This is a genomic window from Devosia algicola, from assembly GCF_028816455.1.
Lineage (GTDB): Bacteria > Pseudomonadota > Alphaproteobacteria > Rhizobiales > Devosiaceae > Devosia > Devosia algicola.
On sequence record NZ_CP118246.1, the window covers coordinates 1,870,541 to 1,884,628 of the forward strand.

At 57.5% G+C, this 14,088-nt stretch carries 9 protein-coding genes and 4 pseudogenes; 4 read left to right on the forward strand and 9 right to left on the reverse strand.

Annotated elements, in window-relative coordinates; all coding sequences use genetic code 11:
* Nucleotides 1-180: 180 nt before the first annotated feature.
* Together PSQ19_RS19820 and dxs are read left to right on the forward strand one after the other, a co-directional pair.
* A complete protein-coding gene (locus tag PSQ19_RS19820; protein WP_282217609.1) occupies nt 181-1,773 on the forward strand; it encodes a DUF882 domain-containing protein in 1,593 nt (530 codons plus the stop codon).
* A gap of 150 nt (nt 1,774-1,923) precedes the next feature.
* A pseudogene (dxs, locus tag PSQ19_RS09970) lies at nt 1,924-3,856 on the forward strand (1-deoxy-D-xylulose-5-phosphate synthase).
* 42 nt (nt 3,857-3,898) lie between these two features.
* Here dxs and PSQ19_RS09975 read toward each other — a convergent pair.
* Nucleotides 3,899-4,165: a DUF2312 domain-containing protein gene (locus PSQ19_RS09975; protein ID WP_282217610.1), complete on the reverse strand. Its 267-nt coding sequence runs from the start codon at nt 4,163-4,165 to the stop codon at nt 3,899-3,901.
* Nucleotides 4,166-4,309: 144 nt separating this feature from the next.
* Here PSQ19_RS09975 and PSQ19_RS09980 point away from each other — a divergent pair, with 144 nt between their 5' ends.
* Together PSQ19_RS09980 and pyk are read left to right on the forward strand one after the other, a co-directional pair.
* A complete protein-coding gene (locus PSQ19_RS09980) occupies nt 4,310-4,912 on the forward strand; it encodes a DUF1036 domain-containing protein (protein ID WP_282217611.1) in 603 nt (200 codons plus the stop codon).
* On the forward strand, nt 4,909-6,345 hold the full coding sequence (gene pyk, locus PSQ19_RS09985; RefSeq protein WP_282217612.1) for a pyruvate kinase: 1,437 nt from the start codon (nt 4,909-4,911) through the stop codon (nt 6,343-6,345). The genes PSQ19_RS09980 and pyk overlap by 4 nt, the downstream gene beginning before the upstream one ends.
* 179 nt (nt 6,346-6,524) lie before the next feature.
* Here pyk and ykgO read toward each other — a convergent pair.
* The 8 genes and pseudogenes from ykgO to PSQ19_RS10030 all read right to left on the reverse strand — a co-directional run bounded on the left by ykgO (nt 6,525) and on the right by PSQ19_RS10030 (nt 14,087).
* A pseudogene (gene ykgO, locus PSQ19_RS09990) lies at nt 6,525-6,651 on the reverse strand (type B 50S ribosomal protein L36).
* 178 nt (nt 6,652-6,829) lie between these two features.
* Nucleotides 6,830-7,849: an ABC transporter ATP-binding protein gene (locus tag PSQ19_RS09995; RefSeq protein ID WP_407648973.1), complete on the reverse strand. Its 1,020-nt coding sequence runs from the start codon at nt 7,847-7,849 to the stop codon at nt 6,830-6,832.
* A pseudogene (locus PSQ19_RS10000) lies at nt 7,849-8,833 on the reverse strand (ABC transporter ATP-binding protein). Before PSQ19_RS10000 ends, PSQ19_RS09995 begins: the two are co-directional and overlap by 1 nt.
* A gap of 2 nt (nt 8,834-8,835) precedes the next feature.
* Nucleotides 8,836-9,756 carry an ABC transporter permease gene (locus PSQ19_RS10010; protein ID WP_282217615.1) on the reverse strand — a complete coding sequence of 307 codons (921 nt, stop codon included), beginning with the start codon at nt 9,754-9,756 and terminating at the stop codon, nt 8,836-8,838.
* On the reverse strand, nt 9,756-10,679 hold the full coding sequence (locus PSQ19_RS10015) for an ABC transporter permease subunit (RefSeq protein ID WP_282217616.1): 924 nt from the start codon (nt 10,677-10,679) through the stop codon (nt 9,756-9,758). The genes PSQ19_RS10010 and PSQ19_RS10015 overlap by 1 nt, the downstream gene beginning before the upstream one ends.
* A 105-nt stretch (nt 10,680-10,784) precedes the next feature.
* Nucleotides 10,785-12,399: pseudogene (locus tag PSQ19_RS10020) on the reverse strand (peptide ABC transporter substrate-binding protein).
* Nucleotides 12,400-12,629: 230 nt separating this feature from the next.
* Nucleotides 12,630-12,797, reverse strand: a complete 168-nt coding sequence (locus PSQ19_RS10025) for a hypothetical protein (protein WP_282217617.1) — start codon at nt 12,795-12,797, stop codon at nt 12,630-12,632.
* 9 nt (nt 12,798-12,806) lie between these two features.
* Entirely contained in the window at nt 12,807-14,087 is a 1,281-nt protein-coding gene (locus PSQ19_RS10030) for an acetyl-CoA C-acetyltransferase (protein ID WP_282217618.1), read from the reverse strand.
* Between the last annotated feature and the right edge of the window lies 1 nt (nt 14,088).

Consider the following 14,088-nt stretch of genomic DNA (forward strand, 5'->3'; position numbering starts at 1 on the left):
CCTATGAACTTGCCTTGGGGCCGAAATGGGTCAAAACATCACTGTTTAGCGTTAACAAGTTCTAATCGAAATTACGCTAACATCTTCCAGTATTGAATTGGTAGTGCGAGTAGTGTTGGCGTGACGGGGACATCACCTTTGAGGCATATCCATATTGCGCGATTGCTGGTTGCAGCAATCATGAGCATTGCGCTGACGCTGGGTACCGCCATCGTGCCTGTCCAGGCCGCGAGCGAGCGCTCGCTTTTCCTCTATTATACGCACACCAAGGAAACCGCCCGGATCGTCTTCAAGCGCAACGGACGTTACGTGACCTCGGGCCTGAGCCAGCTCAACTATTTCCTGCGCGACTGGCGCCGAAACGAGCCGGCAAAAATGGATCCGAAGCTGTTCGACCTGATCTGGGAAGTATACCAGGAAGTTGGTGCGACCCAGCCGATCAACGTTGTATCGGCTTACCGGGCGCCCGCAACCAATGAGATGCTGCGCTCAAGAGCCGGTTCCGGAGTCGCCAAGGATTCCCAGCATACCAAGGGCCACGCCATGGATTTCTTTATTCCAGGCATTTCCCTGACCAAACTGCGTGCGGTTGCCATGAAGAAGCAGGTCGGTGGCGTCGGCTATTATCCAACATCGGGCAGTCCGTTCGTGCATCTGGACACTGGTAATGTCCGCGCCTGGCCACGCATGACTCGCGCCCAACTCAAACAGGTCTTTCCCGATGGCAAGACCCTGCATGTGCCCACTGACGGCAAACCTCTGTCCAACACCGGCAGGCAATATGCCCTGGCGCAGTGGCAACGCTGCCATATGGTGCCGTGCAATGGCACAAGCAGTCGCACCGAAGTTGCCAGCGCCGAGCCGAAACGCTCCGGCACCACATTGATGGATCTGTTTTTCGGTGATGATGCTGGTGACGACGAAGATCAAGTCACGGCGACGTCCGCGTCCCCGGTTCAATCCGCGAGTGTGAGCCAACCTCGTATCGCGCCAACGCCCTTCATGCGCCCTGCAGGGCTCGGCGAGGTCATACAGGTCGCCGCAGCGCCAGAACCCGGCGACATGCCGTTCTCTCGGACCGGCAGCCAACCCCTCGAAGCGCCACAACCCGCGATGAAGTCGAGCGCCATGCTTGTTGCGACCGCCGCCGCACTTCCGCCTGATCAGACCGGCGAAACGGCCCTAACCGCACTGGCCGAACTGGGCGCACCAATTCCCGCGGCGCGGGTTCTGATGTCCGCTGGTCAGTCCGACATTGTTACCGCCTATGCGCCGTCTCCGGCCGAACCTGGCGCTCAGCGCGCGGTTGAAATGATCATTGATCGCACCAATACCGCCTCGATCCGGTCGGCTCCCGACACAGTGAAACCCGCAGTTACAATGACCGGCGCGGATGGCTTGCGCACTGCCTCACTGGCAGGCGGCAGCGAGTTGGGCGCACTTGCCAACCTGTTTGACCTGACGTGGGGGGCAGTTGAAGACGACGCTTCCACCACCCCTATCGCCCTTGCACTGGCCAAGCGGACCATCGGCAAGCCCCGCGAAGTCGAACTGATCGCGCCCGATCTTGAGCATGTCGCCGATGTATTCATGACCCCGGTTGTGATGACCTCCGAACATTTCGCTGTCATTTACGATCATGACGAAGCCGATTTCAGTCCCGAGACCGAACTCGGGGCCGATGTTACCCGCATGGGCGTTGGTGACGAACCGCCTGCCTTCAGCCACGAAAAATTCGTGAGCAACGCGCCAATGACCGTCGCATTGCGCTGACCTGGCCCAAATCGGTTGGGCCATTGTGGTTGCAATGACGCGCCCCTCTCACTATTGCTGATCTATGCTCGGCGCGCCTAAATTGCGTCGATATCACGGTGATAGTGCGTGTCCACGCCCGTTGCCATCGCCCCTTGAAGGACAATTGCCTTGGCCGACAAGCCGCAAACACCACTGCTCGATACTATCGACGCGCCCGACAAATTGCGGGCGCTGCCGCGCGACCAGCTTCGTCAGGCTCGCCGATGAGTTGCGCAGCGAGATGATCGACGCTGTATCGGTAACCGGCGGGCATTTGGGGGCTGGACTTGGCGTCGTCGAATTGAGCGTGGCGTTGCACACGATCTTCGACACCCCTCATGATCGCATCATTTGGGACGTCGGCCATCAGGCCTATCCCCACAAGATCTTGACCGGGCGGCGTGATCGTATCCGCACCCTACGCCAGAAGAATGGCCTCTCGGGCTTTACCCGGCGTGCCGAAAGCGAATTTGATCCATTTGGTGCCGGACACTCATCGACCTCGATCTCGGCAGGTCTGGGCATGGCGGTTGCAAGCGATCTCCAACAGACGCCGCGCCATGTCGTCGCAATTATTGGCGATGGCGCCATGTCCGCCGGGATGGCCTACGAAGCCATGAACAATGCTGGCGCCATGGATGCCAAACTTATCGTTATTCTCAACGACAATGACATGTCCATTGCGCCACCGACGGGCGCTCTGAGCGCCTATCTGGCGCGGCTTGTCTCAGGCCCGGTCTATCGTGGGATGCGCGAGACCGCCAAGTCCGTCACAATGAAACTGCCCCAGTTCCTGCATGAACCTGCGCGCCGAACCGAGGAGTTCGCTCGCAGCTTCTTTACCGGCGGTACCCTGTTTGAAGAATTGGGCTTTTACTATGTCGGCCCCATCGATGGGCACAATCTTGACCACCTTTTACCGGTGCTCGAAAATGTTCGCGACGCCAACACAGGGCCGATCCTTGTTCACGTTGTGACCAAGAAGGGCAAGGGGTATGGACCGGCGGAAGACGCGGCGGACAAATATCACGGTGTGTCCAAATTTAATGTCATCACCGGAGCCCAGTCCAAGGCCCCCTCGAATGCACCCTCCTATACCAATGTGTTTGCGCAGAGCCTGATCCAGGAAGCAAAAGACGATCCGCGCGTCGTCGCCGTCACCGCGGCCATGCCCTCGGGGACTGGTCTCGACAAATTTGCCGAAATATTTCCTGATCGCATATTTGACGTCGGCATTGCCGAACAGCATGCGGTCACCTTTGCCGCCGGCATGGCTAGCGAAGGTATGCGCCCCTTCTGCGCCATCTATTCCACTTTCCTGCAGCGTGCCTATGACCAGGTCGTGCACGATGTTGCCATCCAGCATTTGCCAGTACGCTTCGCCATCGATCGCGCCGGCTATGTCGGCGCCGATGGCCCCACCCATGCTGGCAATTATGATGCCGCCTATCTCGGTGCCATTCCCGGCATGGTGCACATGGCTGCCGCCGACGAGGCGGAATTGCGCCATATGGTCGCCACCGCCACAGCTTACGACCTCGGCCCTATCGCCTTTCGTTATCCACGCGGCGAAGGGAGCGGTGTGGAAATGCCCGAGCGCGGCCAGGTGTTGCCAATTGGCAAGGGACGCATCGTACAACAGGGATCAACCATTGCCATTCTCAGCTACGGCACCCGCCTTGCTGAAGTGCTCGCAGCCGCAGAACGCCTGGCAGCACTCGGCCTCAATCCCACGATTGCAGACGCCCGCTTCATGAAGCCGCTCGACGAGGAACTGATCGCCGAACTGGCGCAAAATCATGATGTCCTGCTCAGCGTCGAGGAAGGGTCGATCGGCGGATTCGGCAGCCACGTGGCGACGTTCATGGCCAGCAACGGCTTGCTTGATGGCAAACTGCGCTTTCGCCCATTGATGATACCCGACAGATTTGTCGAGCACGCCAGTCAGGCCGATATGTATACCGATGCCGGGTTGGACCGTGCAGGCATCATCAGCACGGCGCTGTCGACCTTGGGCTATGATGAGGCATCAATGCTCGCAGCCCTTGGCAAGGCGCGATAACCGCCTTGCCCTGACACCAGCCGTCAGGCAGGTGTTCCACCATCAATCGTCGTCGTTGGCGGGGGCTGCGACCATGCCCAGTGCCGACATATAGAGTTCGAGCAGCGCCTCTTGCTCCATACGCTCATTGGCATCCTGCTTGCGAATACGCACGATCTGTCGAATGACCTTGGTATCAAAGCCATTGCCTTTCGCCTCGGCATAGATTTCCTTGATATCGGCCGAGATGGCGGCTTTTTCTTCTTCCATGCGCTCGATGCGTTCGATGAACGCCCGCAGCTGATCCTGGGCAACACTTTCTTCGGCCATAAAACTTCCTCTTCGTTGGGACCATGTTTCAACATCAGCCGGGCCGCGGGTTCAAGGCCTTTGTTGCCCAATCCACATCCCGGTGCCACCGATCCCCTCATTTCGGTCAAATCAGGCGTTTAGCGGTTGACACCGCACCGTCCGATGGCTCAAACCAAGGCAGATTTTTCAATGATTTCCGGCAGGCAATTGCATTTTTTCCGTCACGGCGTAACCCTTGTCGGCGCGCTATTATCAGGCATGTTTTTCTTTTCGGCGCCCGCCATGGCGGATCTGCGCGTTTGCAATGAAACCGGCAATATGGTGTCGGTTGCCATGGGTTATCGCGCCGAGCGTGGCTGGCAATCGGAAGGTTGGTGGCAGACCCAGCCCGGCGACTGTCAGGTCCTCTACCAAGGCAGTCTCGCAGACCGCTCCTATTATTACATTTATGCCGTCGACGACATCGGCGGCGGTGAGTGGGACGGATCAGTCTTCATGTGCACCCGTGACGAAACCTTCACAATCTTTGGGGTTGAGGATTGTCTCGCACGCGGTTATGAGCGCACCGGGTTCTTTGAAATCGATACCCAAAAACGAACCGACTGGACTTTGAAACTGACAGACAAGACTGGTGAACCCGGAATCGTCGGCCCCGACGACGCCGAAATCCTCGATAACCCGGATCAGCCTGTCAATCCTGCCGCAGCACCAGCCGATGAACCTACGAACGCCACGCAAGATAGCGAAAGCACGGACACGCAATGAGACGGATGAGACGAGTTAAGATCCTTGCGACCCTGGGCCCGGCAAGCCAGGAAGAAGATATGATCGAAGAACTTGCCCGCGCCGGCGCCGATGTGTTCCGCATCAACATGAGCCACGCCAGCCATGATGTGTTGCGCCAAACGGTCGAACGTATCCGCAATGTTGAAAAACGTCTCAACCATCCCCTCGGCATACTGGTCGACCTGCAGGGCCCTAAATTGCGCGTCTCGACATTTGCCGAAGGCGCCGTTCATCTGGTGGCGGGTCAGAAATTCATCCTCGACAGTTCAGAAACACCGGGCACCATTGACCGGGTCTTCCTGCCGCATCCCGAGATCATCGAAAACGTCTCGGTGGGCGACCGGCTCCTGCTCGACGACGGTAAACTGCAGCTTAAGGCGACCAAAGTTGGCAATGGCGCTATTGAAACCGAAGTCATCTATGGCGGCCAACTGTCGGACAAAAAGGGTGTTTCCCTTCCAGATACCTTGTTACCGACCGGTGCGCTGACCGAAAAAGACCACGCCGACCTGCTCGAAGGACTCAAAAACGACGCTGACTGGATTGCACTGTCCTTCGTACAGCGCCCCGAGGATATTATTGACGTCCGCAAGATTGTTCAGGGTCGCGCGGGCGTCATGGCCAAGATTGAGAAGCCCCAAGCCATTGAGCGGCTTGAAGAAATCATCAAGCTTTGCGACTCTATCATGGTGGCGCGAGGCGATCTTGGTGTTGAATTGCCACTGGAAACCGTGCCAGGCCTGCAAAAGCGCATGATCCGCATGGCGCGCCGGTACGGCAAACCGGTCGTAGTCGCAACCCAGATGCTGGAGTCGATGATTACCGCGCCTGTACCGACCCGCGCCGAAGTCTCGGACGTATCGATAGCCGTATTTGAAGGCGCCGACGCGATAATGTTGTCGGCCGAGTCGGCGTCGGGCCAATATCCCGTCGAAGCCGTCACCACCATGAACAAGGTGGCTATTGCTGTTGAAGATGATGCGAACTATCGCGGCATTATTCGCGCCGCCCATACCGAGCCGGAAGCCACCGCTGCCGACGCCATTTCGGCTGCGACCCGCCAGGTGGCCGAAACGCTCGATCTGGCCGCCATCGTCACCTATACCGCATCGGGTTCCACCGGCATCCGCGCCGCCCGCGAACGGCCATCCAAGCCGATTATCGCCCTGTCGCCCAACATGCGCACCATCCGTCGGCTATCAGTGGTGTGGGGCATTCATTGCGTGCAGACAGAAGACGCCATTAGCCTCGAGGATATGGTCGATCGGGCTTGTGTTATTGCCTATCAGGAGGGTTTTGCCCGCCCCGGCGACCGCATCGCCATAACCGCCGGCGTGCCACTTGGCACGCCTGGCGCTACCAACATGCTGCGCATCGCCTTTGTCCGGCAGGACGGCGCCGGCTCCAGCTAACGCCTCATGCGGAAATGTGGGACCTGGAGTTCCGAGTAGCTCAAGAGCTAGAACCCGGACGCTTATTGCGACCGGGTTTTTGTTGACTGGGCACCGGTTCCAATTACGACGACGCTTGGTTCAGGCACAAAAAAGCCCGCAAAACGCGGGCTCCTTCAACGTCGATCTGGCAACTGGGCCTAGCCCTGGCGTGCCTTGAAGCGTTTGTCGACCTTGTTGATGATATAAACCCGACCGCGACGGCGGACGAGTCTTGTTCGCGCGGTGGCGAGTCATCAGCGCCTTTAGCGAGTTGCGGACTTTCATCGTAAAACCTCAGTTAAATAAAAGGGGCGCCAGAGCGCCCGAAAACTTGGCCGGAACATAAGGAATTAGCCTCGACCCTGTCAACGCGCCATTCGCAGGCTTTTCCCCATTTCCGACACGGCACCAAACGCCCAGAAAATCGTGCACCTACCCACCAAAGTGGCGGGCACAACCAATCTTAATCCGGCGGCGTTCCCGCCCCCTCCAATTCAATCTCCTGCCATCGCAGGCAGGCAACCAGCCGATCATCTTCAATAGTCTCGAGCAGTGGCCGTTGCTGGGCACATATGTCGCGCGCGTGGCGACATCTGGTCCTGAACGTGCACCCGGAGGGTGGATTAATCGGCGAGGGTATTTCGCCCTCCAGCGCATCGATATTGCGTTGCCGCGCCAGTTTGGGATCCGGTATTGGCACCGCCGTCAGCAGGGCGCGGGTGTAAGGATGGCGAGGATCCTCATAAATTTCGTCCCCCGTGGCCAGTTCGACGATTCGACCAAGATAGAGCACCAGGATGCGGTCGGACACATGCCGCACCACACTAAGATTGTGCGAGATGAAAATCAGCGTCAGCCCCAACTCATCCTTGAGTTCCGACAGCAGATTGAGGATTTGCGCCTGGATCGAAACATCAAGTGCCGAGACCGGTTCATCACAAACGATCAGCTTTGGCTCTGTAATCAGCGCCCGGGCAATACCGATACGTTGCGCCTGCCCACCAGAAAATTCATGCGGATAGCGGTTGATCATTTCAGGCAGGAGCCCAACTGACTCCATGGTCTTGAGCACCCGTGCCCGCCGGGCACTCTTGTCGAGTTCGGGGCGCAGCGTGCGCAGCGGGTCGGCAATGATTTCACCCACCGTCATCCGTGGATTGAGCGATGCCAGCGGGTCCTGGAATATGATCTGCAAGTCCTGGCGTCGCTTGCGCATCTCTTCGGCTGGCAGGCGCATCAAATCCTGCCCAAGCCACAGGACCTGCCCTTCATCAGGCGCCAGCAATTGCAGGATACAGCGGCCAAGCGTCGACTTGCCACAGCCACTCTCGCCAACAATGCCCAAGGTTTCTCCTTGATGGATGGTAAAATTGATGTCCTCAAGCGCCGTCAGCGTCAACGGTCGCGCAAACAGACCATGGGCAATCGAGAAGGTTTTCTTGAGATCCCTGATTTCGAGCAGATCGGCCGACATCTTGTTCATCAGGCGACCTCACCATATTTCATCGGACCTTCATAAAAGCAGGCCTTTTCCCTGTCGACCCCCGTCGCCGTCAGAGGCGGGCGTTCGGCGTGACATCGCTCGAACGCAAAGGCACAACGCGGATTGAACGAACATCCCTGCGGCAGATGTTCAAGGCTTGGCGGCAATCCCTGGATCGGATCAAGCCGTTCCGCCCGCTTGGCGATGTGCGGCGTCGAATGCAGCAGGCCGAGGGTGTAGGGATGCCGCGGATCATAAAACAGATCGTCCGTCTTGCCCTTTTCCACGGCCCGGCCGCCATACATGACCATCATATGGTCAGCAATTCCGGCCACCACGCCGAGATCATGGGTAATCAGCACGAGTGACGTACCAAAATCCTCGGTCAACGACTTGAACAAATCCAGCATCTGCGCCTGCACCGTCACATCAAGTGCGGTAGTCGGCTCGTCGGCAATCAGGATTTTTGGCTGGCACAACAGGGCCATGGCGATCATGACGCGTTGACGCATGCCACCCGACAACTCATGGGGATAAGCGCTGGCGCGTTTGACCGGTTCGGGAATGCCCACCCGCTCCAGCATCTCGATAGACGTCTTGACCGCTGTCTGCTTGTCAAAACCACGATGCGTGACCAATACCTCGGCCAATTGCGTCTTGACCCTGAGAGTTGGGTTTAGCGATGTCATCGGATCCTGAAAAATCATCGCGATGTCTTTGCCACGATAGATATCGAGCCTGGTTCGGTGGCATGCCGATCAGATTGACATCCCCCATTATGGCACGGCCGGTTGCACGGCCGTTCCTGGCCAATAGCCCCATGATCGACAAGAATGCCTGGCTTTTGCCCGAACCCGATTCCCCCACAACGGCCAGGGTTTCGCCTTCCGCCAGTGTGAAATTCATCTCACGTACCGCCTGCACTTCACTGTCATGCAAATCGAACGTTACCGACATATCTTCGACTTTAAGGACTGCTGTCATGTCTATCGATCCTTGGGGTCAAGGGCGTCGCGCAACCCGTCGCCAATATAGGTGAGGCAAAGCAATAGCGTGACCAGTACCGTGGCAGGTGCCAACAACATCCAGGGCAACACTTCAGCCACCGGCGCGCCGAAGGAAATCAAGGTTCCAAGCGAAGTCTGGGGCTCCTGCACACCCAGCCCCAGATAGGAGAGGAAACTCTCGGCAATGATGATTTCGGGAATGGTCAGCGTCGCATAAATCACCACCGGTCCCGTCAGATTTGGAACGATGTGGCGGCTGATGATCGTCCACGGCTTGGCCCCGCCTGCCCGCGCGGCCTCGACAAATTCGCGCTCCTTGATCGACAAGGTCTGGCCACGGACAATGCGCGCCATGGTCAGCCATTCGATAGCCCCTATGCCCACAAAAAGCAGCACTGGATGGCGTCCGAACATCACCACCAGAATGATGACAAACAGAATGTACGGAAGTGCATACATGATATCGACGATACGCATCATCAGGGCGTCAACCCGGCCGCCGAGATAACCCGCCACGGCGCCATAGATGATACCGATGACCACCGACACAATTGTTGCAACGCCCGCCACGATCAAGCTCATCTGCGTGCCTTGCAGCACGCGCGCCAACATATCGCGACCATTCTGGTCAGTACCAAAATAATGCGCCTTGGAAAAATCGGGCGGCTTGCGGATCGACGTCCAGTCGACTTCGGAATATCCCCATGGCACGAAATAGGGTCCGATAAAGGCGGCCAGCAAAATGAACACAACGATGGCGATGGAGATGACCGCCGCCTTGTTCCGTGCCAGGCGCCGTATCGCATCCTGGGTCAGCGAGCGCCCTTTGGGCGCTTCGAGCGTTTCCAGACGTTGCGCATATTCGGTGAGGACTTCGTCCTTGCCTGTGATCCCGGCCATCAGCGATACCTCACCTTGGGATCAAGCCAGGCATAGACCAGGTCAACAATCAGGTTTAGCGCCAGAATGATGAACATGTAGAGGATCGTGGTGCCAAGGACGATGCCGTAGTCACGATTAAGCGCCGCAGTGACGAAATATTTGCCGATCCCGGGCAGTCCAAAAATCTGCTCGACCGCCAGCGACCCGGTCAACAGATAGCTGAGCCCGGGGCCGAGATAGGACACAACCGGCAAAAGTGCGGGCTTGATCGCGTGCCGCGCCAGCACCAGCCGCTGCCCCAGTCCCTTGGAGCGCGCGGTGCGCACGAAATTGGTGCCGAGCACTTCGATCATCGAGCCACGCATCAAACGGGAAATTCGCGCCGCGTGCGGCCATGCCAGCACCGTCACCGGCAATACTAGATGCGGAATGGATCCGGCAACCCAACCGCCCGCTGGTAGCCAACCCAAATATACGCCAAACCACAATTGCAAAAGTGCGGCCATCAAAAAATTTGGCACGACGACGCCGAGCATCACGGCCAGTACCAACACATAGTCCGGCCACTTATTCTGGTTCACCGCCGCGATCATGCCAGCAATGACACCGATCACCGTGGCAATTACGAAGGCCGTCATTGCCACCGTCAGGGTAAAAGGAAACCCGATGCTGATAAGCTGGCTGACATTGAACCCGTCAATCACCATCGAGGGGCCGAGGTCGCCCTGCAACAGCCGCCAGATATAGATCAGATACTGCACAATTAGCGGTTGATCGAGATTATAGTGGGCCCGCAAATTGGCCAACACGGTCGGTGGCAGGGCCCGCTCACCATCGAAGGGGCCACCCGGCGCCAGTCGGAGCACGAAAAAGCAGACGGTTACGGCAATCAACGCAATCGGGATCGCCGACAGCACGCGCCGCAGGGCATAACCCAGCATGATGCAAATACCTTATGTGATCCGGACGTCACAGCCTCGGCGCGCTCACCGGATATAGATTGACCGTGGGGGCAGCGGCCCCCACGGTCAAATCACCAATACGGCCTATTCAGACTTGGTCAGCCAGCGTGTGCGGTGCACATCCTTGGCATTGTCCTCAAACCCGGTCACCTTGGGCGACACGATGTTCTTTGAAACATACCAATAGATGGGGATCGCCGCGAACTGGTCCATGGCGAGGGCCTCAGCCTCATGCAACTCGCCGGCACGTTTGGTCAGGTCCTGTTCACTGGACGCGGCAGCAAGCAGCTTGTCGAACTCAGGGTTCGAATAGCGGCCATAATTGTTGCCCCAGTTCATGGTGTCGCCCTGCATGGTGCCTGTCTTGAGCAGGTCCAGCGTATTGGACGCATCGGAGTAGTCGAGCAGCCAGCCGGCGCGCCCTATCTGGAAGTCGCCCGCCCGCAGGGCATCGTAATGCACGGCAGTTTCAGCGTTGAACAATTCAATTTTGACCCCAATGGGTTCCCACATGGCCGCAATAGCCACGGCGATCCGCTGATGGTTGTCATTGGTGTTGTAACGCAATTGCAGGGTCAGAGGATTGTCCGGCGTATAGCCCTCGGCTTCCATCAGCTTTTTGGCTTTGGCGACACGCTCGTCGTAGGGCATTTTCGCCCAATCGGGCATATAAGCCGCGCCTTCATAGTTGGCGGTGCCTTCGGGCACCCAACCATAGGCAGGTAGTTCTCCGGTGCCCAGAATATCGGGCCCGATCACGTCACGCATGATCGAGATCGACAGGGCTTCCCGAACATTAGGATTATCGAGCGGGGGCTTTTCCTGGTTCAGCACATAATAATAGACCCCGAGGAATGGATCCACATGAGCCTGTCCGGGCAAATTGTCCTGGATCCACTGATACTGGTCAGCAGGAAAATCAGTCAGGATATCGAACTCACCGGCCCGATAGCGATTGAGCGCAGCTGCCTGATCTTCGAGCACATGATAATAGACTTCGTCGATCTGGACGTTGGCAGCGTCGTAGTAATCATCATTTTTGACCGAGTGAACATACGAGCCCGGCAGCCATTCCGTGATCTTGTAAGGGCCGTTGGCAACGATGTGATCCATGTTGGTCCATGCATCCCCATACTCGTCCACCAGATGTTTTGGCACCGGATAGGCGGTATAGTGCGTCAGGGCCTGCAGGAAGAACGGTGTCGGCGCTTCGAGCGTGATTTCGACGGTCTTGTCGTCTAGCGCCTTGACCCCCAGGCTCGCTGAAATCTGTGATTTCGCCAGAATTGATCTTGGCGGCATTCTTGATCGGATATTGCAGATACGCGTATTCCGAAGCCGTTGCAGGATTCATCAGACGCTGGAACGCAAAAACAAAATCTTCTGCGGTCACTGGCTCGCCATCGGTCCATTTGATGCCATCGCGCAGGTGAAATGTGTAGACGGTGCCGTCGTCGGAAATTTCCCAGCTTTCGGCCTGTCCCGGAATGGCATCGGCCTTGGCGTCTTCGGTTACCAGACCCTCGATATAATCACCGACAATTCGGTTTTCCCAGTCACCCGATACCTTGTGAGGATCGAGCGAGCCCGGATCGGCACCATTGTGCATCTGCAATGTCACCGCCGAAGCGGCAGTGCTCATCATCAGCGCCATCACGCCTGCGGTCGCTACCGCGGTAAGGGTTTGAGCAAATTTCATTAGTGTCCCACCTCCTGAAAAACTTATTCTTTTTAGTTTGCAGTCTTTGCGCTGCAAACGGTAAGCCTGATCGCCAGCAAATTCTTGATCTGGTGGCCAGGTTGGCTGGACGGTATCGTGCAAATCCGTCCACTGACAAGCAAAAGATTGACCTAAACGTCAATCCAACCACGGAATCTGTGCAAACGATAAGCGGGAACAGCTTGCCGGCGCGACCAACGACGGCGCAATCAGCCGAATAAGTCCCAATACTGACCGGCGCTTAGCAGGCACCCCAACACTATCAGTGCCGTCCAGGCCAGCCAACTCGGCACCGTGCGCAACCTGAAGGGTGGTCGTTCCGGCTTTTTCTCAGGTTTTTTCTTGATCTGCCGAAATTTGATAACATTGTCGCTCATGCTTGGACCTTACGCCCGCTCGACGAGCGCCGCAACGCCCTGACCACCAGCGGTACACACGGATATAAGTGCCCGCTTTTTGGCTTCCGTATTGAGCAATTTTGCCGTCAACCCCAAAATACGGGCACCCGTTGCCGCAAATGGATGGCCATAGGCCAGACTTGAACCTTTGATATTTATCTTGGCCGGGTCGATGGTACCCAACACCTCGTCACGTCCCAGCACATCCTTGCAATAGGATGGGTCATTCCAGGCCTTGAGTGTGCAAAGGACCTGCGCAGCAAAAGCTTCGTGAATTTCAAACAGGTCAATGTCCTCAAACCCGAGTCCCGCCCGCGCCAACATGTTCGATACTGCAATCGTTGGGGCCATAAGCAGCCCTTCTCCACCGGCAAAGTCATTAGCCGCGACTGCCCCCATGCTCAGATAGGCCAGAACCGGCAGTCCACGTTCACGCGCCCACTCTTCGCTGGCCAGCAACACTGATGCGGCACCATCAGTAAGCGGCGTCGAGTTGGCGGCCGTCAACGTACCGTGACCAGAGGCCTTGTCGAAGGCAGGCTTCATCGTTGTCATCTTGTCCAGCGTCGTATCGGCACGCACATTGTTGTCGCGAACCAACCCAGCGCACGGCACCAGCAGATCATCGTGAAAGCCTTCATCATAGGCCTTAGCGGCGTTCTGATGGCTTGCGAGAGCCAACTCGTCCTGCGCTTTACGGGATATACCCCATTCGCGCGCCATCAATTCAGCATGCTGGCCCATCGATAGGCCAGTGCGCGGTTCATTAACCGATGGAGCAACCGGGGTCAGTTCGCCAAACGAAAATCCCTTGAACACCTTGAAACGCTCACCCAGGCTCCGGGCGCGCGACAGATTGATCATCCGATGCTGGAATTTGTTGCCAAACACCACCGGACTATCACTGACCGTATCGGAACCAACTGCTATCCCACACTCGATTTCGCCGGTCGCAATCTTGGCACCCAAAGCCAGCGCAGCCTGGAGGCTCGTGCCACAGGCGATTTGCATGGTAGTACCGGGTGTGCGCGGCGACAGGCCAGCATCGAGCAGTGCTTCGCGTGCCAGATTGAAGTCGCGGCTATGGCCAATGACCGCACCGCCCATCACCTCGTCAATCTTGGCGCCTTTGAGATCAAATTTTTCGACCAGACCGCGCAGCGTCGTGGCCATAAGCGACAAATTGGTCTGTTCGACATAGGCCGTGTGCCCGCGCGCGAACGGGATACGGGTCGAGCCAACGATGGCGATTGTTCTCAGCTCAGTCATC

Excerpts from the sequence above, each read along its gene's own strand:
- PSQ19_RS19820 (WP_282217609.1), top strand. The coding sequence starts at position 181 with ATGAGCATTGCGCTGACGCTGGGTACCGCCATCGTGCCTGTCCAGGCC.
- PSQ19_RS10030 (WP_282217618.1), bottom strand. The coding sequence starts at position 14,087 with ATGACTGAGCTGAGAACAATCGCCATCGTTGGCTCGACCCGTATCCCG.
- PSQ19_RS10010 (WP_282217615.1), bottom strand. The coding sequence starts at position 9,756 with ATGGCCGGGATCACAGGCAAGGACGAAGTCCTCACCGAATATGCGCAA.
- PSQ19_RS09995 (WP_407648973.1), bottom strand. The coding sequence starts at position 7,849 with ATGAACAAGATGTCGGCCGATCTGCTCGAAATCAGGGATCTCAAGAAA.
- PSQ19_RS10025 (WP_282217617.1), bottom strand. The coding sequence starts at position 12,797 with ATGAGCGACAATGTTATCAAATTTCGGCAGATCAAGAAAAAACCTGAG.
- PSQ19_RS09975 (WP_282217610.1), bottom strand. The coding sequence starts at position 4,165 with ATGGCCGAAGAAAGTGTTGCCCAGGATCAGCTGCGGGCGTTCATCGAA.
- pyk (WP_282217612.1), top strand. The coding sequence starts at position 4,909 with ATGAGACGGATGAGACGAGTTAAGATCCTTGCGACCCTGGGCCCGGCA.
- PSQ19_RS10015 (WP_282217616.1), bottom strand. The coding sequence starts at position 10,679 with ATGCTGGGTTATGCCCTGCGGCGCGTGCTGTCGGCGATCCCGATTGCG.
- PSQ19_RS09980 (WP_282217611.1), top strand. The coding sequence starts at position 4,310 with ATGGCTCAAACCAAGGCAGATTTTTCAATGATTTCCGGCAGGCAATTG.